This is a genomic window from Phocaeicola acetigenes (genome assembly GCF_027529745.1).
In the GTDB taxonomy this organism is placed as follows: Bacteria; Bacteroidota; Bacteroidia; order Bacteroidales; family Bacteroidaceae; genus Phocaeicola; species Phocaeicola acetigenes.
In genome coordinates, this window is sequence record NZ_JAPZVM010000012.1 from 76,515 (window position 1) to 97,422 (window position 20,908).

A 20,908-nucleotide genomic window follows, 5' to 3' on the forward strand; every position below is an offset into this window, starting at 1 on the left:
TCTGTTCTTTCTTGTTTCAATGTGAGTTTGACTTTTCAAACTCCAAAAGGTTTAATGTATCTTCCCCTTTTTTCTATTTATTTTCTTCTGAACATCTTTTCCATGCGACGCTTCTGCAAGAAAAATTCCCAAACGAGTACATTCAGAACCATATATACAATTCCCACTGAATTATCGGCTACCTGCAAGTCTCCCTCTACTGCACCTTTCACCAGCAGAACTATATAATAAAGTCCCCACACATATAGCGCATATTGCATAGCCTTGCTGCGTAAAGAAGCGGCCTCCGCATCTTCTTCTTTTGCTTTGGCCAGAAAAACCATAAACAAAGAAAGCCAGATAACCAGTTTCATACTCATTTTTACATACAACAGGTTTGTATCGTCTACCATTCCAAACATATACATCAGAAGCGGTACAAATACAGACAATATCAATAGGGCATATCCTATTATTCTACACGATGCAGGCAATATTCCTTTCATAATACACTTTTTTAGTTATTTGCCACAAAATTAATTAAACAGAAGTAAACCCACATTCTCTTCTGACTTTTTTTCTATTTTTGCAGGAAAAACAAGATAATCATGAGTAAACAAGATGTCATTATTTGCCGGAATTTGGAAACGAATCTGCAACAAGCCGTAGCCCAATGCCCACACGATAAATTATTTATATTGACCGACGAACATACCCATCAATATTGTCTTCCTCTGCTTGAACAGCTGCCTTTTCTTAAAAATGCAACCGAAATCTGTATCGGAGCAGAAGATGTTCACAAGAATCTGGATACCTTGAGTGAGGTATGGAACGCTCTAAGCACACAGGGAGCCACCCGACACTCACTAATGATAAACCTGGGAGGAGGAATGGTAACCGACCTCGGAGGATTTGCTGCCGCCACTTTCAAGCGTGGTATTCAGATGATTAACATACCAACTACTCTGCTCGCTATGGTGGATGCCTCGGTAGGCGGAAAAACCGGGATCAATTTCAACGGGTTGAAAAATGAAATCGGTGTATTTGCCTCTGCTTCCAGCGTACTGATAGACTGTAATTTTCTGAAATCGCTGGATCATGCCAATATTTTGTCGGGATATGCAGAAATGCTGAAGCACGGCCTCATCAGTCAACCCGAACATTGGAGCGAACTGGTATGCTTCGATATGGAACACATTGATTATACCCACCTTCAGACATTAGTCGGTCAATCGGTTGCCATCAAGGAAAATATAGTAGAACAAGATCCGTTTGAAAAGGGTATACGCAAGGCACTGAATCTGGGACATACCATCGGACATGCCTTTGAAAGTTTTGCATTGAAGAAAGGACAGCCGGTATTACACGGTTATGCCGTAGCCTGGGGTATTGTATGCGAATTGTATTATTCGCACCTGAAAGTGGGATTTCCAAAAGAACAGATGCGCCAGACTATCTCTTTCATAAAAGAAAATTACGGCAAACTCTCATTCAGTTGCAAGGATTATGAAACTTTATACGAACTGATGAAGCATGACAAAAAAAATACTTCTGCCGAAACTGTGAATTTCACACTGTTGGGAGGTATCGGAGACATCCGCATCAACCAAACAGCAAGTAAAGAAGAAATTTTTGATATGCTGGACTTTTATTGTGAGACAATGGGGTAAACCTGTAAACTAGCGTTTTATGTACAAGAGAATGCACTTTTAAAACCTCTTTTCTACTCATGTCTACAGTGAACCTATCCACATCCCTGTTCATAAATGAATAATAAAAAAGTGGATTAAAAGTTTGCTGTTTTAAAATAAAGCGCTACCTTTGCACTCGCAATTCGGGGTGTAGCTCAGCCCGGTTAGAGTACGCGTCTGGGGGGCGTGTGGTCGCTGGTTCGAATCCAGTCACCCCGACTGGTAAAAAGGCTTGATAATCAATATCAAGCCTTTTTTATTTTTACCATATACCGGTTTAATCTAAAGAATTATTTGAATCATATGACATTCAATGTCATTCTATATCGCCCATGAATTTCACACTCTCCTCTGTTCTCACTACAATAATAAGTTCCACTGAAGATTCCTTCTACCTGAACTCCATCTTTCACCTCCTTAATAGAATTGACATAATGTTTTCCATCCATCAATCCATAAAAAGTACCATCTGCATAAATTTCCAACTCCGTAACTAAAGTGAAATTTTCTACGTCAAACTCACCTTCCCAAATATTCCCGAAATCATATTTATGTAAACACTCTCCTGTTTTAGCAAACTCCCAATCTGCTTTTCTCGCAAAATGACCGATACTTGGCATAAAAGAGAAACCATACTTTTCAAATGCATCGATAGATACATTTGTTATCGTAATACCACGTCCCTCACTATCTGTAAAAACATCTTCAAGAAATACATATCCAAACACCGGAATTGACTCTTTATACGTTTTACCATTGAAGGTCAGCTCTATGAAATCTGAATTCCCCTCCAGATCATCATCTCCATCACAGGATGTAAATGAAAATGGCAGTAATGTCAGCAATGCAATAAACAAGTAATCAGCAAATGTTTTCATAACTATTAGAATTAATATTTATATCTTCTCCCATAAACAATGAGAGTTTCACCAACAACTCCATATTGATGTTTCGTATATATGCAACGTTTGATTCATTAGGCAATCAAAGTTATTCAATCTTCAATAAATGTACAATAATTTTGATTTATAAAAAATAAATAGATGATGATATAATTTGTCAGTATTGAATATAGTACCAAAGCAAACTTTTTATGAACACTTTTATTACAGTATTTCTCTATTTTTTAAAGAACATTGAAAATACTATATAATTAAGGTATATATCAAAAAAACAATAGCCTTAAAACTGGATTCAAAAAAAACATAATATTTCCAACAGACAGAAATAAAATTATTTATTATCTATTTTTAATAATAGCATCCAAGTATTATAAAGCTTATAAGATTAAAAATGCTGAGAAAACAAGGAATAACAAACAAGCACCCTTATTCTTAATATTTTTGAAACAAGAATCCATCTCTGACTACAATAGTATAACAGATAAACAATATTCCACGTATTTTATAAAATAATTTATAAATATTTCTTTGTTTAATAAAAAAAGAATATATTTGTGAGTACAAATAAACAATACACTAAGAAACGATAAGAGATGTTATAAGAAAGAGAAATCATCCATCTTATAAACAAATACCAGTAGCCTTTCAGGAAAAACAGAAAAAGACACATATAATAAGTTTAAAGCAATAACCGACCTCATAAACATATGAAAAAGATAGATTTTAGAAACTTAGCAGAACAGTACAGAACTGAATTAATGGATAATGTACTTCCTTTTTGGCTAAAGCATTCACAAGACAAAGAGTTTGGCGGATACTTTACCTGCCTAAACCGAAACGGTGATGTATTTGATACCGATAAATTCATTTGGCTACAAGGACGAGAAGTATGGTTGTTTGCCATGCTATATAATAAAGTAGAAAAAAGACAAGAATGGCTAGACTGTGCCATTCAAGGCGGTGAATTTCTGAAAAAATACGGCCATGACGGTAACTACAACTGGTATTTTTCACTCGACCGTACAGGAAAACCTCTGGTTGAACCTTATAACATCTTTTCTTATACATTTGCAACAATGGCTTTCGGCCAATTGAGTTTAGCAACCGGCAAACAAGAATATGCCGACATCGCAAAAAAAACATTCGATATTATTCTTTCCAAAGTAGATAATCCGAAAGGGAAATGGAACAAACTTCACCCTGGAACTCGTAATTTAAAAGGATTTGCCCTTCCTATGATTCTTTGTAATCTTGCATTGGAAATCGAACATTTGTTGGATGAAAACTTCCTGGTAGAAACGATGAACACCTGTATTCACGAAGTAATGGAGGTATTCTACCGTCCGGAATTAGGAAATATCATTGTAGAAAATGTATTAACAGATGGCTCTTTATCTGATTCTTTCGAAGGTCGTCAAGTCACGCCCGGACATGCTATCGAAGCAATGTGGTTTATTATGGATTTAGGTAAACGCCTAAACCGCCCGGAACTGATAGAAAAAGCTAAAAACATTACACTTACCATGATTGACTATGGCTGGGACAAAGAGTATGGAGGTATCTATTATTTCATGGATCGCATGGGCAATCCTCCGCAGCAACTGGAATGGGACCAAAAACTATGGTGGGTACATATAGAAACCTTAATTTCTTTGCTGAAAGGATATCGTCTTACAGGTGACTCTAAATGCTTGGAATGGTTTGAAAAAGTACATGAGTATACCTGGAGTCACTTTAAAGACCAGGAATATCCAGAATGGTATGGATACCTGAACCGCCGTGGTGAAGTGCTGCTACCATTAAAGGGTGGAAAATGGAAAGGATGCTTCCACGTACCAAGAGGACTTTATCAATGCTGGAAAGTCTTGGAAGAATTAGTATAAACAGAAAGCAGAGAAAGCCATGAAAACAAATCTAATAAAATGGAGCGCACTGATGATACTAATATGTATCTTATCTGGATGTCAAAATAACACAAATGGAGATAATGCTGTAATGCATCGGCTGTGTGAGCGACTTTTTCCACAACATTCTGATCATTTTATCTTTCAATGTATAAAAGATACAACATCTACAGATTGGTATAGTGTAGAATCTATAGATGGAAAAATTCAAATCTGCGGCAATAACAACAACTCACTGGCAGTAGGGTTAAATCATTATTTAAAATATTACTGCCATACCAATGTTTCATGGTATGCCGACGATGAAGTTAAAATGCCCGAATCTTTGCCTGAAGTCAAGGAAAAAGTTACTTCTCATGCAAAATGCTCAAATCGCTTTTTTCTGAACTATTGTACCTTTGGCTATACATTACCTTATTGGAAATGGGAAGACTGGGAACGTTTGATAGACTGGATGGCCCTAAATGGTATAACTATGCCACTGGCTATCTCAGGCCAGGAATCGGTTTGGTATAAAGTATGGTCTAAATTAGGACTGACAGACGAACAAATCCGGAGCTATTTTACAGGCCCGGCTCATTTGCCCTGGCACCGTATGTCGAATGTAGATTATTGGCAAAGTCCGTTACCAACTTCATGGCTGGAAGGTCAGGAAAAACTTCAAAAACAAATCTTGCAAAGAGAACGAGAATTTGACATGACTCCTGTTTTACCGGCTTTTTCCGGACATGTACCTAAAGAATTGAAAGAGCTATATCCAGATGCAAAGATTCATCAGATGAGTCAATGGGGAGGATACGACGAACAATATCGCAGCCATTTCATCGAACCAATGGATACATTGTTTACAACAATCCAGCAAATGTATCTGAAAGAACAGACTGCCATGTATGGAACCGACCACATCTATGGCATTGATCCTTTCAATGAAGTAGATTCTCCGAACTGGAATGAAAAATATCTGTCGGATGTATCAGAAAAGATTTATGAATCTATCCGTCAGGTAGACGAAGAAGCGACCTGGTTACAAATGACATGGATGTTCTATCACAGCAAAGAAAAGTGGACACAACCGCGTATCCGTTCTTTTCTTGAAGCAGTACCAAAAGACAAGTTGATTCTTCTTGACTATTATTGTGACAGCACTGAAATATGGCGTGAAACAGAAAAATATTATGGAAAACCGTATATGTGGTGTTATCTCGGCAACTTTGGTGGCAACACAATGATGGTTGGCAATTTAGATGACGTTGATTTCAAAATAAACAGACTTTATACGGAAGGAGGAGACAACGTATATGGATTGGGAGCAACACTGGAAGGTTTTGATGTAAACCCGTTAATGTACGAATTTGTCTTCGACAAAGCTTGGGATTGTCCTGTGACTACCAAAGAATGGATACACAACTGGGCTCTTTCCAGAGGTGGAAAAGAAAGCAAACATGTAGTGAAAGCATGGGAATTGCTGCACCAGAAGATTTATACCAAGCATGCAACTTGCGGACAGGCTGTATTGATGAATGCAAGACCGATGCTGGTAGGTACAGACAGCTGGAATACATATCCTGATATTCATTATAAGAATGTTGAATTATGGGAAATCCTTGAAGAGCTGCTGCAAGCAGGTGAACTGGATAACACCGGATACCGTTATGATGTGGTGAATGTAGCAAGACAAAGCTTAGGTAATCTTTTCTCTGACTTCAGAGAAGCATTTACTGCTGAATATCAAAAAAAGAATTTAACAGGAATGGAATTATGGGCTGCCAGAATGGACACATTGCTGTTGGATATGGATCGCCTGCTATCTACAGAGGAAAACTTCTGCATCGGAAAATGGATTCAAGATGCAAAAGATTGGGGAAAAGATGAAGCTGAAAAATCGTATTATGAAGAGAATGCACGCTGCATACTGACTGTATGGGGACAAAAAGCGACCCAGCTCAACGACTATGCAAACAGAGGATGGGGTGGATTGACCAAAGATTTCTATCGTATGAGATGGAATAAATTCACTTCTTCTGTAACAGCAGCGGTTAAAGCAGGTCAGCAATACGACGCGAAAGCATTTTACGATATGATAACAGAAGCAGAATATCAGTGGACTTTGCAAAGTAAAGATTATCCGCTGGTTTCCGGTGAATCTCCCTTTGTCGTAGCTCAAGAACTATTCAATAAATATAAGCATTACTTCGACTGAGAGTTGATAACTAAAATACAAACATGGTAATAACAAATCTAAGTGAATGAATTATCAAACGAGAAAAATTGCAGTATTCATTTTTAAATTTATTTCTTATGGTGTCAGATTTACGAAGAAAATTTTTCTTAAGACAGGGAATAATCTTGACATGCAGCTTTTTGCCTCTGGCAGATGTTAATGCAAACTTTATTCCGAACACTTTCTCCTCTCACGGGGATATGGTTGATCAGGCTAATAGTCAAAAAGATATTACAGGTAAAGTTCTTAATGAAGTAGGAGAACCTATTCCGGGAGCTTCCATCCTAGTAGAAGGAAGTTCACGCGGTGTTATTACAGATTTAGACGGTATATTTACAATCAAGGTATCACCGACCGACAAACTTATAGTCTCATTCCTTGGAATGGAATCTCAAACTATTACAGTAGGAAATCAGACAAATCTGGTTGTAAAAATGGCACCTAAAGTTGCAGAACTTTCCGAAGTAACTGTTGTTGCTTATGGTAAACAGCGTAAGGCCAGTGTAATTGGTGCCATCAATACCATTTCTACAAGTGAGTTGAAAACCCCTGTTGGTAAACTGAGTTCCGGATTGGCAGGACAATTAGCAGGTTTAGTCGTTATGCAACGCTCAGGAGAACCGGGTGCAGGTGCAGATTTCTGGATACGCGGTATCAATACTTTTGGCGCAAACAATAAACCTCTGGTGTTAGTCGATGGTATTGAACGTGAACTAGACTTGGTAGACCCGGAAGATATCGCTTCTTTCTCTATCTTGAAAGATGCTACAGCTACTGCTCTTTATGGTGTACGTGGTGCAAACGGTATTGTATTAATCACCACCAAACGAGGAAGTGAATCGAAACCCAGAATCAGCGCTAAAGTTGAATATGGAATGGCAAGCCCTACCCGATTGCCCGAATTGGCAAACGCCAGCCAGTGGATTGACTATTACAATGATATTAACCTGGAGGCATCAGGACGTTTAGCTATCCAGCCTTCTGAAAAAGCCATGTACCTGAATGGTACCGACCCAGATCTTTACCCAAATGTAGACTGGATGAAGACCATTTTCAAAGATCGCAGCCATTCAATAAGATCCAATGTCAGTGTTACAGGAGGTTCACCCAAAGTACGTTATTACGTAGGAGGCTCTTACTACTCTGAAGGCAGTATTATGAATATGGCCGACAAGAGCCGTTATGACGCCTCAATGAATTACAGCAAGTTTAATTTCCGAACGAACATAGATATAAACATTACTTCTTCTACAGAATTAGGTTTGTCTTTGTCTAACCAATATGAAATAACCAATCGTCCGGGAGCTGATTTGGCTGATTTATATGCTTATACTATCTTAACCACACCGGTATCAATTCCTACTGTTTACTCTGATGGAACCATTTCTCGCCCAGCAGTAGGTTACAACCCTTATTCAATGCTGAACCAGACTGGTTATTCTCAAGAATTCGCAAATAATGCTCAGTCATTATTGTCGTTGACTCAAGACTTCTCGGAGTTCATCACTCCTGGATTGAAAGCAAACATCAAATTCTCATGGGATGCTTACAATGGATCTATACTAAATCGCAAAATCAGTCCTTCCACTTATTATGCAACAGGTCGTGACAAGGATGGTAAACTACAATTCGTTAAAAACAATGACGGTAGTGACTACATGACATTAGTACGCAGCAACTCAGGTTCTAGAACTATCAATCTGGAAGCTTCAGTTAACTACGATCGTCTGTTTGATGAAAAACATCGCGTTGGTGCTATGTTCTTGTTTAATATGCGCGACTATACAGATAACTTTCCAGCTAACTATATTGCAGCTTTCGCTTATAAAAATATAGGTATAGCCGGTCGTGCAACTTATTCTTATAAAGATAAATATTTCGCCGAATTCAATTTCGGTTATAATGGTTCTGAAAATTTTGCCCCTGATAAGCGCTTTGGTTTCTTCCCTTCTTATGCAATTGGATACATGATTAGTAACGAAGACTTTTGGGATAATTTAAGAAAAACCATCCACTTATTGAAACTGAAAGGTTCGTACGGTCACATTGGAAATGACCAAATTGGTGGTAACCGCCGTTTTGCCTTCAACTCCGAGATGAACAGCTATACTTCCGGATACCGTTTCGGATTAATTCCTTCGGATTTGCCAGGTGTAGCAACTGGTATTCCCGGTAATCCGAATGTATCATGGGAAAAAGCAACAAAAGGAAATGTTGGTTTTGAAATAGGATTCTTTGATAAGTTAAAACTTCAGATGGATTACTTCTACGAAAAACGCTCGGGTATTTATATCCAACAACAGAGTGTTCCTTCAATTGTGGGCCTGAATGTAACTCAATACGTAAACCTTGGTGAAATGGAAAATAGAGGTATCGATGCTTCCTTGGAATACGAACAACGATTCAAAGACTGGTATTGGTCTGCACGTGCCAACTTTACGTATAACCGCAACGAAATGCTCTACGATGACAAACCGACTCCAATATGGGCTTACCAAAGCGCTGTAGGTTTCCCGTATAATCAGCAGAGAGGACTCATTGCTTTAGGACTATTTGAGTCTGAAGAAGATATAGCCAATAGTCCGGTACATACTTTCAGCACAGTTCGCCCTGGAGACATCAAATATAAAGACATCAATGGTGATAATATAATTGATGCTTACGACCAAGTGGCCATAGGATATACCGATGTTCCTCAAATTAACTACGGTTTTGGATTCAGCGCAGGCTGGAAAGGTTTCGATTTGTCACTGTTCTTCCAAGGGGTTGGTAATGTAACCCGTATTATCGGTGGATCTGCTTTCTATGGAGCTTCCGATAATATCTTTAACAGAGGTCAAATTTATGCTGATGTAGCAGAAAAACGCTGGACTGTAGATAATCCTGATCCGAATGCGTTATATCCTCGTCTGTCTTTGAGTAAAGTAGAGAACAATCTTCAGCCTTCTACATTCTGGCAGCGTGATATGAGTTTCTTGCGTTTAAAAAATGCAGAAATCGGATATACACTTCCAAAAGACTTATACACACAATGGGGAATATCTACTATTCGCTTGTATATGCAAGGTGTAAACTTACTAACATTCAGCAAGTTCAAACTTTGGGATCCAGAACTTGCATCCGATTATGGTAATGTGTATCCACAAATGAGAACCGTTACATTTGGCTTAAATATTAACTTCTAAAAGTCATAATTATGAAAAAGAATAAATTCAAAATATTTGCAGCCATGGCGTTGGCTTCTATGCTAAGTTTTTCTTCATGTAATGATTATCTGGATGTATCACTACAAGACCAGATGACCTTAGAAGAAGTTTTCAGTAAACGTGTTACAACAGAACGTTACTGGGCTCATATATATAGTTATATACCGCGTGAATACGAATATTTAGACGAAGGATGTGCAGTTCCTTTAAGTGATGAAGCTCAGTTCTCTTGGTATCAATGGGTCGATTATCTGATCTTCAAGACTGGTTCATGGGGACCTACATCTACAGCCTATAACATATGGAAAAACAAATATACAGGTATTAATCAGGCTACCATATTCATGGATAATGTAGACAGATGCCAGGAACTGGATGCAAACTCACGTAAAATAATGAAAGCCGAAGTTCGTTTCCTAAGAGCCTACTTTTATTTTGAACTATTACGCCGATACGGTCCAGTTTATGTTTGGGGAGATGTAGCACCAGATCCATTGATTAAACCTGATCAAGTAGACCGTCATACAGTTGATCAGAATGTAAACTTCATCATAGAGGAATTTGATAAAGCCATAGCTGATCTTCCACTAGAGGTTGCAGATATGAATGAGTGGGCAGGACGTATTACAAAAGGAGCCGCAATGGCTATAAAATCACGTGTATTACTTTACGCTGCAAGTCCATTATTCAATGGTTGTGATTTATATAAAGGTAAGATGAAAAATATCTATGGTGAATATCTGTTCCCTCAGCAAGCCGATCCCAATAAATGGAATAAAGCGGCTGAAGCTGCTAAAGCTGTTATTGATATGCCTCAATATAAGCTATACGAAGCAACAGGGGAAACAGATCCATTTCAGAAAGCAATCAAATCTTACCAAGGTGTTTTATTTGATGAATGGAACAGTGAAATTATCTGGGGAGCTTGGGCACGTAATCCGACAAATGCAAATTTTGGCTCTGCAGAATCTTACTATATAACCCGTTTTCTGCCTCCAACGCTATTAAGAAATGCGTACGGTGGTTACTGCCCTTCTCTGAAATTAGTAGATACTTATCCTATGGCAGAATCAGGAAGATATCCGGTAACGGGCTATGATAGCAACGGACAACCTATCGTAGACGAAAAATCCGGTTATAAGAGTACCGGATTTACAGCCAACTACTCACACCCTATCGACGGTGCTATGGGCTTAATCAATGCTCATAATAGCTGTGTAGGTCGTGATGCCCGATTCTATGCATCCATATTAGCCAATGGGTTCTATTGGATTAACAATTATGCAGGAAACAAACAAGTAACTTTCTACACAGGTGGAACATCTCCTTATAAAGGAAATGATGGCGACTGCGTAAAAGTAGGTTTCCTTTTCCGTAGAATGGTAGATCCTCAACTTAATACCAATAACGGAAACTATGGTAAGGTCTTTTGGTCATATTGTCGCTTGGCAGAAATTTATCTTAATTATGCAGAAGCATGTAATGAAAAGCCTCAACGTGATGAAACAGAAGCTTTGAAATATATTAATAAGGTACGTAATCGTGCCGGATTAAATAACCTGGAAGAAGCTTATCCTGAAGTTATAGGAAATCAAGAACTCTTACGTGAACTAATCCGTAAAGAAAGAATGGTAGAGTTGGCTTTCGAGGGACATCGCTACCACGACGTACGTCGCTGGATGATTGCCGAAAAAGAATTAACCGGCAAAAACTATACATTAAACCTGCTGGCTACAGAGTACGAGCAATCATGGAATCGTACAGATCAAGTATGGATGGGAGCCGACAATATTTTTGAGCCTAAACATTACTTCTTCCCTATCAATCAAGTTCAATTGAGCGAGATGAAAAACATGACTCAAAATTACGGATGGTAAACCATAAATAGTTAATTAGGTTACAATATTATTATAGAGAAGTAATATGAAAACGAATAAATATTGGTTATCTTGTGTATTGTTAATAATGGGGATAACCTCTTGTAAGAACGATCTGGATATCAATATGGTAAACGATACCATAGGCTTGATGAATCCAGACATGGTTACTACCACTATATATCCCGGAGTAAATGAAGTTTATAATGTTCAAGTGATAAAAAGTGGAAAGGGACAAAATGGAGCACAAGCAACACTGACTATTGACAAGAATTTCCTGAACAAATACAATAGTGAAAAGGGAACAAACTATAGTTTAATGCCATCTGATTGCTATTCATTGACATTAAACACCTTGGATTTCTCAGAATCGGATTATCAGAAAGCGTTTACATTAAAATGGAATGTAGAAAAACTCCAAGCCGTATTGGAAGATGACGCAAATGTTGCAGTTCCGTTAACAATGCATGTAAATACAGAGGGAGTCAATATTGCTCAAGATCGTCTTTCAACATTGGTAGTTCCTTCTATTGATACCCCTACATTGGCTTTTGAAAACACTGGATTATTCAAGGGAATTATGCCAACAATTAACGATTTAGATGAACGTGAAATACATATTAAAGTTCAAACAAACTTCCCCAACAGAAACAATATTATTTATGAAATAGCTGTCGATCCACAACTGCTGGAAGACTATAATAAACAAAATGCTACAAATTATCAATTGCTACCAGAAACTGCCTATAAACTGTCTAATACAAAATGGACTCTTCCTGCTCTTACAAATGAAACTTATTTTTCATTTACATTCAAGAAAACAGGTTTAATGTCCAACCCTGACAAAGTAGAGTTTGGAGAATATGTATTACCTATCAAGCTGGTATCTGCATCTACATGCGAAGTGAATCAAGCTTCTTCTACGATTCTGTATAACATCAGTTTTCAACCTGCACTGATAGAAAAAAACAATTGGGTAGTTCTTGATAATAATACCTGCTCCAAAGAAGACGAAACGTCTTGGGTTGCATCTTTAGACTGGGGACCAGAGAAAACGATCGACAGTAACCCTGCCACTTTCTGGGGATCAAAATGGACTACTCCTAAGCCTCTTCCTTATTACTTTGTATACGATATGGCTACAGAATATAAGATTTATAAAGTTGGTTTTGACAATCCGACTGGCGCAGATGCTTGGCGTGGAAATGCTAAAGCCGGTTATATCGAATATAGTATAGATAACGAAAATTGGAACCGTTTGACCGATTGGAGTCTTTCAGCGCAAGAAATCCGCTCTATAGCAGTCAATGTAAACACTACAACTGCCCGATATTTGCGTTTTGTTATCACAGAAGCTTTTGATTCACACCTATTTGAAAACGGTGGTTCTCAAATGAATATTGCTGAATTCTATGTTTGGGGTGAATAAAAATAAAATAAACAAAGAATTCAAAAAAAGGCTGTATCTTGATAAAGCATTACTGAAGTGAACGATAGATTACATGGATATCTCTATTACCCCCAAAATCCATGTAATCTGTATAAAAGACACAAAGTTTTATTTTGATACAGTCTTCTTGGCCAAGTTTATAACCGATGCATATCTTTGCATATCTAAACGACAAAAAGAAACAATGAAAAGAAATACACAAATCTTCAGAGTTTTACTTTGCCTTTCGTTCTTATTTAGTTTCCTCACGATTAAAGCGAATGACAAAGGATACAAACAAGGAAATATCAATGACTTAGCATTGATTTATCAAGGAGGGAAACACCGTATCGACTGGACTCCCGAGCAGTTTACTCCTTATGTAGTACATGAATTTGCAGATGGTCATAAAGAATGGTTATTCGACGGATATCTGTTTTTGGAATTTACAGATGGAGAAGGATTAAGTTTTGCCACCCGATATTCAGACCTGAATGCAACCAAAGCCGACTGGATTTGGTTACTCGACCGTCTTTTTGAAGAAGGAAAATCTCTTTCAGCCTTGGATCAATGTATCGATACTCATATTCATGAGATTGGAAAACCAGGATTTACTCATAAGATTGTTCTAAGTATTCCCGAACTTATGCCCGGACAGAAAAACTGGGGAGAATTAGATGGTGAAACAATGGATTTCAGTATCAAGGAACATCAAATCAAGGCTACATGCTGGTATGTAGACCAATTAGCAGAACGATTTAAAAAAGCGAAATTCAAACACTTGAAACTAGAAGGTTATTATTGGTTGGCAGAAGACAATGACCTGACTAAAGATCTTTCAGTCTTCGTTGCCAATCATATTCGCCCTACAGGAAAATCATTTTGCTGGATTCCTTATTGGCAAGCAAAGGGCTATGACCAATGGAAAGAATTGGGATTCGACATCGCTTATCAGCAGCCCAATCATTTCTTCAATCATAATATTCCCGACAAACGTTTAGATGAAGCTTGTATTTCTGCAGCTAAACTGAATATGGGTATGGAGCTTGAGTTCGATGAAAATGCACTTTATAATGCCAAAAACTCTTCTTACAACCGTCTGGTAGCCTATGTAGACTACTTCGAACGTCATCAGGTATTCCGCCGTTCTGGTATTGCGTACTATAGTGGAAATCACGGATTCCTGGATATGTATCAGTCAGAACATCCTAAAGATCAAGAAATCATGGATCGCTTATGTCGCCTCATCATTGACCGCCGTTCCCATCTACAAAAAGAGCCGGCACGTAAGCATACAAAAGTTGTAGCTCATAGAGGATTTTGGAGCACACCAGGATCTGCAGAAAACTCAATCGCATCTTTAGTTAAGGCAGATTCAATAGGTTGTTATGGTGTTGAGTTTGATGTATGGTTGACAGCAGATAATAAACTAATTCTGAATCATGACGGATGGCATGAAGGGCTTTCTGTAGAAAAGAGTACCGCTGATGTACTGCACGCACTGAAATTAAGCAATGGAGAAAAGATGCCTATGTTCGAAGAGTATCTGGATAAAGCAAAAAAAACTAAAGTCAAACTGGTGTTGGAAATGAAACCACTCAGCACGCCAGAGCGTGAAACCCAAGCTGTAGAACAGATCCTTCAGATGGTAAAAGAGAAAAAACTTGAAAAACGTATGATGTATATCAGTTTCTCCCGTCATGTAGTCGAAGAGTTTGTCCGTCTTGCCCCTAAAGGTACTCCAATCTTATACTTAGGTAACAATATATCTCCTAAAGAATTACACAAAATGGGAGTCTCAGGTGGCGATTACAACTATTGGGTATTCCAAAAAAATACAACCTGGCTGCAGGATTTGAAAGATCTGAAAATGATTTCAAACGCATGGACAGTCAATCGTCCAGATGAAATGCAGTGGTGTATAGATCAGGAAGTAGATTATATTACTACCGACTATCCGTGTATGTTTATGGGACTGTAAACGTTCCAGACATACTTATCATTATCAATAATTAAATGATAGGTTATGAGATTTATTTGGATTATCTGGTTCTGTTTACAAAGCACTTTTATGTGGGCTTGCTCTGCCAATAGCACAAATGGCGCAGTTCCTGCAGGACCAAACGAAGAGGAAACAGCAGATACATTGAAGTTAAGCCGACAGATGCGGGTGTTAATAAAAGGAGAAAACCTTTATATTGGAGCTCGCCTCGATACTTCTTATGACATCCTCTATTGGTTTAAGAAATGTATGTTCAACAACCTCTACACTTTTTACCAAGTAGGAATATATCCTAACAGTGATTTTATGCCACTCTCGGATCCCTCCATAAAACCGTCGCATATACTGAATTTAGCATTTAGCGACAACATTAGTCCTTTTTCCATTTCCGGATATGGATGGTGTGGAGGGAATCATCCATATGTAGACAATATCACTCCAACAGGATACAACATAACCTATCAGATAATACTTGATGGCAAACCTTGTACGGATGAAGGCGCATTCTTGGTAAACAAGGTAGAACTTCTTGTAGAAAACTGTATCCTCAACCCTGCTGTTGTACAACAAATAGATGGGAAAAATATTTTAGAAAGTCCACTCACGATAGAAACAGTCCGTTATCAGATAAAAGGGAACAGCATTGAAGTAAAACTCATGCATGAATTCAAAAATGAAAAACCGGTCACAGTGCAAACCTACTACGGTATGCAGTCTATGTTTATGGACGAAGTCTATACAATGACAATAGGAGGTGCTTACAGCAATTGGACACAGCAGAACGGGGTAAGTACGTTCAATAAGGGTGCCTATCCTGACATGTGCTGCTTTCTGGAAAAAAATCATGTGGCTTCTCAGGCTTCCTACTTATTCAATACAGGATTGGGGATGCATAATGATATTTCCGATGAAGATATCATATTCATTGGCAACTCAAATGGAAAAAGCTATCATAAGCTGATTTCAAACAAAGAATTTGTCAAAGGAGATAAAATTGAATGGGAAGGTGTATACGTATGGTTCAGGACACCTGTTTTCGAAAACGAGCAATTCTTATGCTTCGAAGGAAATATAGAAGGAAACAGAACATTGTTTATCCAAACTAAAAAAGGAGTCGATACAGTTTTGCCATTACCTGAATATACAAATGGAAGGTTCCGGATATTAGAGTCACGCGGAGATATTAAAATTGAAGGAAATACATTTTACGAAGGCAAGCTTAAGGTAAAAAGCAACGGTTCTACCGGGTGTGTATTACTTCTTCAATAAAAGGAAACAAGAACAATGCTAATTATAAATCTAAACAGTACTCCAATGAAACAAAAAATATTATGGACAATCTTTATGTGGTGGGCCTGGCATTCGGTATATAGCCAAGTGAAATATTACGATGCGACAGCCTTTCCACTTTACGGGAAATGCAAACTGGAAGGTTCCGCATTGTATAACCGTTTTCCAGACTCTTTGCAATCGATTTCACGGCCAGAGCTTTGGACATTAAGCACGAACTCTGCGGGAATGGCAATACGTTTTCGCAGTAACTCCTCTACAATATCCGCCCGTTGGGTATTGAAATACAACAATCACATGAACCACATGACCGATACGGGAGTAAAGGGACTCGATTTGTATGGCTTGGAAAACGGTGAATGGGTGTATATGAGCGTAGGACGTCCTTTAGGCAAGAGCAATGAAGCTGCAATTATAAGCAACATGCAACCTGTATGGCGTGAATACATGTTATATCTTCCGCTGTACGATGGGGTGGATTCATTATTCATCGGTATCGACAAAGAAGCAGAAATCACTCAACCTCAGACAGAGCTTCCCCGACGTTCTAAGCCGCTTGTCATGTATGGAACCAGTATCCTGCAAGGAGGTTGTGCCACTCGTCCAGGTATGGCACATACCAACATCTTAGGCCGTATGCTGGGAGTAGAAGTCATCAACTTAGGATTCAGCGGAAATGCATTTCTTGATTTAGAAGTAGCCGACTTGATGGCAAAAGTAGATGCTTCTGTTTTTGTAATAGACTGTCTGCCTAACTCTTCCGTAGAAATGATGGAAGAACGTTTATATGAATTTTATCGTCGCATACGTAATGCCTGGCCGGATACTCCAATCCTATTTATTGAAGATCCTGTTTTTACTACGGCTGTATTCGATTTGCGTATGAGAGAAGAAGTTACTGCCAAAAACAAGACTCTACACCACATTTTCGATAAAATAAAAAAGCAGGACTGCCATGTTGAGTGTATCGGACTATCCAACTTCTTAGCTCAACATAAAGATGCTACTGTTGATGGTATCCATTTTACAGATGTCGGTTTTATTGAATATGCCCAACTCCTATACCGCCATCTAAAAAAATATGTAAAGTAATTCCTGGAATTATTGTTCATTTTTTTAATGAGGCTAACAAGTTTATAAAAATCAAAAATTCTACGATTACTTAATAGTAATCACGTCAAAACTTGATACAACTCTACACAATTCCAAACAGTTTGAATAAAAACGGGAGAAATAAAACCTACTCTTATTCTGTTTTACTTCTCCCATTTTTCAATTTCGCACCAACTGGCATTATTCCTTTCTTTTCTTCTTATCCATCTGTCCGAAGACTTCTTTCTGCTCTTCAGTCAGCAATGCCTTAACAGCCTCATCCAGCTCCTGTTTTTTTACTTTACGCTGTTCGCGTGAAATTTTCTGATTAAAAAACTCCTCGTACAGCGTTTTTATTTTCTGCTCCTGTTCATCGGACAAATTCAGTTTCTCATCCAGATTCTTAATAATCTGTTCTACACGCTGCGCAGGATCCATCTGCTGTCTGTTGCGTCGTTGTGCATCGGTTGTACCGATAGTCGTAAAAACAATACAAGCCAATAATACAATCTTTTTCATTTCTGTCTGTTTTTAGTTATACAATAGATTCTTATCTGATGGTATACGTAAAGCTTAGCATCAAATAAGGTTTCAACACATTATAATTGATATAGTCATAATAATTGCTTCCTATCTGGTGTAAAAAAGCCTGGTTCTGATTAAGCAAGTCACATGCTTCCAGTCTGATTTCCGCCTGGTTATGCTTCAGGAATTTCTTACCGATTGATGCATTCCACAGGAAATAGTCCGAATCTCCCTCGTCCAGCCCTGCATAATTAATATAGTTGAACGTGGTTTGAAAAGTAAATCCCTTCCAAAAGGTCCAACCGAGTTTTGCCGCAGTAAGATGGTTGATATAATCACCGTTGGATGTTCCCGAAACCGAATTGAATATCTTGTTTATCGTAGCCGAATAAGACACGGTAAAATCCAGATTATGGCTGATGTTACTTCCTATTATTATTTTCGGTATGACATTCAGTTCCCGGGTTGCACTTTTCATCCCGTCGAATATGGTCGGTACATTAGCATAATTGGCAGCTATGCTTAAGTTCAGATTGCTCTTGATAATATCCAGCGGGAAACCATAGGTAAGCATCGACTGGAAGCTGTAATAACCATCCAAGTTGACCGGTTTCGTATACTGTGCTCCTTTTTCCATTTCCACTCCAGAAGGCAAGACCATATCTTCTTTAGCTACAAAAGAACTGTCGGCTACATAGTTTTGCTGGAAAGTAGCCCCCGCCATTGCAATGAAAGTATGACCGGAAGAAGTAGTCCTTATATAACGTAAGTTCAGTGAATGATTAATCTGCTGGTCCAGCTCCGGATTACCCGAAGTCAGGAACAACGGATTGGTATTATCTACCACCTCCTGCAAGTCGGTTACCGACGGAGAAGCCGAACGACTTCTATACCTTAAGATAAAAGAATTACTCCGATCCAAAGCATAGCGTACAGTGGCAGAAGGCAAAACAGAGAAATACTTTTTATTCAAATCTTCATATACCGGATAGAACTGATTTCCCATCAGAGATGAATACAGAAAATCGGCTCCCAGCATCACATTCAACTGCTTCTGGTGGAAACGCAAACCGACTCCTCCCGAATGAGTCAGATAATCGGATTCATATACATTGGAAAGATCCTCATCAAGTTGTTCATACAAATCACCTACCGCTGCCCGTTCGTATACCTTACGGTCTGCATCTACATTCGAGTAAGAGACTCTATAATTAGTCTGCAACTGCCAGGCGTCGGTCAGTTTTTCGGTAAACATCAAACTTCCATTCCACATATATTGTTTGTCTGCGGTTGCCTTATATTGTCCGTAACTCTCCTCAACGGTCTGTTCTCCATATTGACGGTTCACATAATCAGAATAAACATCTCCCACTTTATCAGACATCGTTCCATTGAAAGTGACAGAAAGAGTACGTCCGGGTACAGGAAAACGATGACGGTAAATCATGCTTCCTCCTACGCTATACGCATCAATATCACTGTAACTGTTGTTTTCTACTTCACTTTCCACTGCTCCATCTGTAAGATTGCTTCCCAACCACATTCCTGTCATGTCATTGTTCTGAAAACTGATGATCGGTCTTATCTGGAGAGAATTATTCTTGTCTATCTGATAATCCAGTTTCATATTGAAGCGATGATTCCAGTTTTCCATCCGTGAACTGTTTGTTTCATGATAGCTCATACCAGGCAATACTGAATCGAAGAAGTAACGGTCGGTTATTTTTTCGGAATTATTAACCGACTGGTTGAAAAAGTAACTTCCTGTCACTTTAACTTTTTCTCCCCACTGATCTACATAGTTCAGACCAAGTCCGTTGCTGGCTGTAACACCACCCAAATTTCCTACCATAAAATTATTTGCAGAATTACCCGGTCCTCCTCCGGCTTTTCCACCTTTCCTACGCCCTCCCCTGCCTTTTCCGGCAGACGAAGCCATCACTCCAGCCAAGTCTTCCTGAGAAAAGTTCTGCTGGTTTACGTTGTTACTCATACCTAATACAGACACACGCCTGTCGCCATCAAAGAAATTAACGTTTCCTCCCACACGATAACGGTCCTCTGTACCATAGCCTCCGTACACTTCTCCGAAAGTCCCTTCTTTGAATCCCGACTTTGTTACAATATTGATGGTCTTTATCTCCTCTCCGTCGTCAAAACCCGTAAACTCAGCCTGTTCACTCTTTTTGTCGAAGACTTCAATACTTGCAATAATATCAGCCGGCAAATTCTTGAGTGCCAGATTAATATCTCCATCAAAAAATTCCTTGCCGTCTACCAGTACTTTTTTCACATCTTCTCCCTGTGCCTGTACCGTTCCTCCTTCTACCACTACCCCAGGCATCTTGGCCAGCAACTCTTCGGCTGTACTACCCTGCAACACTTTAAAAGCCTCTGCATTGTAAACCAGACTGTCGCCTTTCTGCTCTGCCCGTGTAGCCCGTCCGTTCACAGATACCTGCCCCAGTAGCTGTATATCTTCTTCCATGCTTATATTCACCATTGCACCTGCGGAAGAAACACGGACTTTATTCTTATAAGTTTTATAACCCACATACGAAACCTGCAGAACATACTCTCCCGGCAACAGTTTCTTAAACTGATACCATCCAGCCAAATCGGTGGTAGTATAAACTGTTTTCCCGCTTTCAGGAGTCAAACCTACCGTAGCAGAGAACAAAGGCTCTCCGCTTTTCTTATCTGTTACCGTACCCGACAGATGCTGCGCCCAAACGATTGCCGGCAAAATGATGCAGACAATCACCCCAATCATTCTTTTCATCATACTAT

13 protein-coding genes and 1 tRNA gene are annotated in these 20,908 nt (G+C 38.8%); 10 read left to right on the forward strand and 4 right to left on the reverse strand.

The window, feature by feature from the left end; all coding sequences use genetic code 11:
* Window positions 1-77 precede the first annotated feature (77 nt).
* Window positions 78-485 carry a hypothetical protein gene (locus O6P32_RS12200; RefSeq protein WP_178265794.1) on the reverse strand — a complete coding sequence of 136 codons (408 nt, stop codon included), beginning with the start codon at window positions 483-485 and terminating at the stop codon, window positions 78-80.
* Window positions 486-587: 102 nt separating this feature from the next.
* On the opposite strand from O6P32_RS12200, the gene aroB reads away from it, so the two are divergent.
* The gene (gene aroB / locus O6P32_RS12205) at window positions 588-1,649 is read left to right on the forward strand and encodes a 3-dehydroquinate synthase (RefSeq protein ID WP_269878786.1); all 1,062 of its coding nucleotides are present in this window, start codon (window positions 588-590) and stop codon (window positions 1,647-1,649) included.
* Window positions 1,650-1,814: 165 nt separating this feature from the next.
* Window positions 1,815-1,889, forward strand: a tRNA-Pro gene (locus tag O6P32_RS12210).
* Window positions 1,890-1,969: 80 nt separating this feature from the next.
* Here the strand turns inward: O6P32_RS12210 and O6P32_RS12215 are convergent.
* Entirely contained in the window at window positions 1,970-2,548 is a 579-nt protein-coding gene (locus O6P32_RS12215) for a hypothetical protein (protein WP_269878788.1), read from the reverse strand.
* A gap of 740 nt (window positions 2,549-3,288) precedes the next feature.
* Between O6P32_RS12215 and O6P32_RS12220 the strand changes: the two genes are divergently transcribed.
* From O6P32_RS12220 to O6P32_RS12255, 8 genes are all read left to right on the forward strand, one after another.
* Window positions 3,289-4,455, forward strand: a complete 1,167-nt coding sequence (locus tag O6P32_RS12220; RefSeq protein WP_408636075.1) for an AGE family epimerase/isomerase — start codon at window positions 3,289-3,291, stop codon at window positions 4,453-4,455.
* A 19-nt stretch (window positions 4,456-4,474) separates the two neighbouring features.
* Window positions 4,475-6,676: an alpha-N-acetylglucosaminidase gene (locus O6P32_RS12225; RefSeq protein ID WP_269878790.1), complete on the forward strand. Its 2,202-nt coding sequence runs from the start codon at window positions 4,475-4,477 to the stop codon at window positions 6,674-6,676.
* 98 nt (window positions 6,677-6,774) lie between these two features.
* The gene (locus O6P32_RS12230; protein WP_332909938.1) at window positions 6,775-9,882 is read left to right on the forward strand and encodes a SusC/RagA family TonB-linked outer membrane protein; all 3,108 of its coding nucleotides are present in this window, start codon (window positions 6,775-6,777) and stop codon (window positions 9,880-9,882) included.
* 11 nt (window positions 9,883-9,893) lie between these two features.
* Window positions 9,894-11,780, forward strand: coding sequence for a RagB/SusD family nutrient uptake outer membrane protein (locus O6P32_RS12235; protein WP_269878792.1), 1,887 nt, complete (start codon window positions 9,894-9,896; stop codon window positions 11,778-11,780).
* Window positions 11,781-11,826: 46 nt separating this feature from the next.
* The gene (locus tag O6P32_RS12240; RefSeq protein ID WP_269878794.1) at window positions 11,827-13,209 is read left to right on the forward strand and encodes a BT_3987 domain-containing protein; all 1,383 of its coding nucleotides are present in this window, start codon (window positions 11,827-11,829) and stop codon (window positions 13,207-13,209) included.
* 205 nt (window positions 13,210-13,414) lie between these two features.
* The gene (locus tag O6P32_RS12245) at window positions 13,415-15,190 is read left to right on the forward strand and encodes a DUF4855 domain-containing protein (protein WP_269878795.1); all 1,776 of its coding nucleotides are present in this window, start codon (window positions 13,415-13,417) and stop codon (window positions 15,188-15,190) included.
* Between the two features lie 45 nt (window positions 15,191-15,235).
* On the forward strand, window positions 15,236-16,480 hold the full coding sequence (locus O6P32_RS12250) for a hypothetical protein (protein WP_269878797.1): 1,245 nt from the start codon (window positions 15,236-15,238) through the stop codon (window positions 16,478-16,480).
* A gap of 45 nt (window positions 16,481-16,525) precedes the next feature.
* A complete protein-coding gene (locus O6P32_RS12255) occupies window positions 16,526-17,593 on the forward strand; it encodes an SGNH/GDSL hydrolase family protein (RefSeq protein ID WP_269878798.1) in 1,068 nt (355 codons plus the stop codon).
* A 201-nt stretch (window positions 17,594-17,794) separates the two neighbouring features.
* On the opposite strand, the gene O6P32_RS12260 is transcribed toward O6P32_RS12255, so the two are convergent.
* Window positions 17,795-18,112 carry a hypothetical protein gene (locus O6P32_RS12260; protein ID WP_269878799.1) on the reverse strand — a complete coding sequence of 106 codons (318 nt, stop codon included), beginning with the start codon at window positions 18,110-18,112 and terminating at the stop codon, window positions 17,795-17,797.
* 31 nt (window positions 18,113-18,143) lie between these two features.
* Window positions 18,144-20,903 carry a TonB-dependent receptor gene (locus O6P32_RS12265; RefSeq protein WP_269878801.1) on the reverse strand — a complete coding sequence of 920 codons (2,760 nt, stop codon included), beginning with the start codon at window positions 20,901-20,903 and terminating at the stop codon, window positions 18,144-18,146.
* Between the last annotated feature and the right edge of the window lie 5 nt (window positions 20,904-20,908).

Excerpts from the sequence above, each read along its gene's own strand:
- O6P32_RS12200 (WP_178265794.1), bottom strand. The coding sequence starts at position 485 with ATGAAAGGAATATTGCCTGCATCGTGTAGAATAATAGGATATGCCCTA.
- aroB (WP_269878786.1), top strand. The coding sequence starts at position 588 with ATGAGTAAACAAGATGTCATTATTTGCCGGAATTTGGAAACGAATCTG.
- O6P32_RS12215 (WP_269878788.1), bottom strand. The coding sequence starts at position 2,548 with ATGAAAACATTTGCTGATTACTTGTTTATTGCATTGCTGACATTACTG.
- O6P32_RS12225 (WP_269878790.1), top strand. The coding sequence starts at position 4,475 with ATGAAAACAAATCTAATAAAATGGAGCGCACTGATGATACTAATATGT.
- O6P32_RS12230 (WP_332909938.1), top strand. The coding sequence starts at position 6,775 with ATGGTGTCAGATTTACGAAGAAAATTTTTCTTAAGACAGGGAATAATC.
- O6P32_RS12235 (WP_269878792.1), top strand. The coding sequence starts at position 9,894 with ATGAAAAAGAATAAATTCAAAATATTTGCAGCCATGGCGTTGGCTTCT.
- O6P32_RS12240 (WP_269878794.1), top strand. The coding sequence starts at position 11,827 with ATGAAAACGAATAAATATTGGTTATCTTGTGTATTGTTAATAATGGGG.
- O6P32_RS12245 (WP_269878795.1), top strand. The coding sequence starts at position 13,415 with ATGAAAAGAAATACACAAATCTTCAGAGTTTTACTTTGCCTTTCGTTC.
- O6P32_RS12250 (WP_269878797.1), top strand. The coding sequence starts at position 15,236 with ATGAGATTTATTTGGATTATCTGGTTCTGTTTACAAAGCACTTTTATG.
- O6P32_RS12255 (WP_269878798.1), top strand. The coding sequence starts at position 16,526 with ATGAAACAAAAAATATTATGGACAATCTTTATGTGGTGGGCCTGGCAT.
- O6P32_RS12260 (WP_269878799.1), bottom strand. The coding sequence starts at position 18,112 with ATGAAAAAGATTGTATTATTGGCTTGTATTGTTTTTACGACTATCGGT.
- O6P32_RS12265 (WP_269878801.1), bottom strand. The coding sequence starts at position 20,903 with ATGATGAAAAGAATGATTGGGGTGATTGTCTGCATCATTTTGCCGGCA.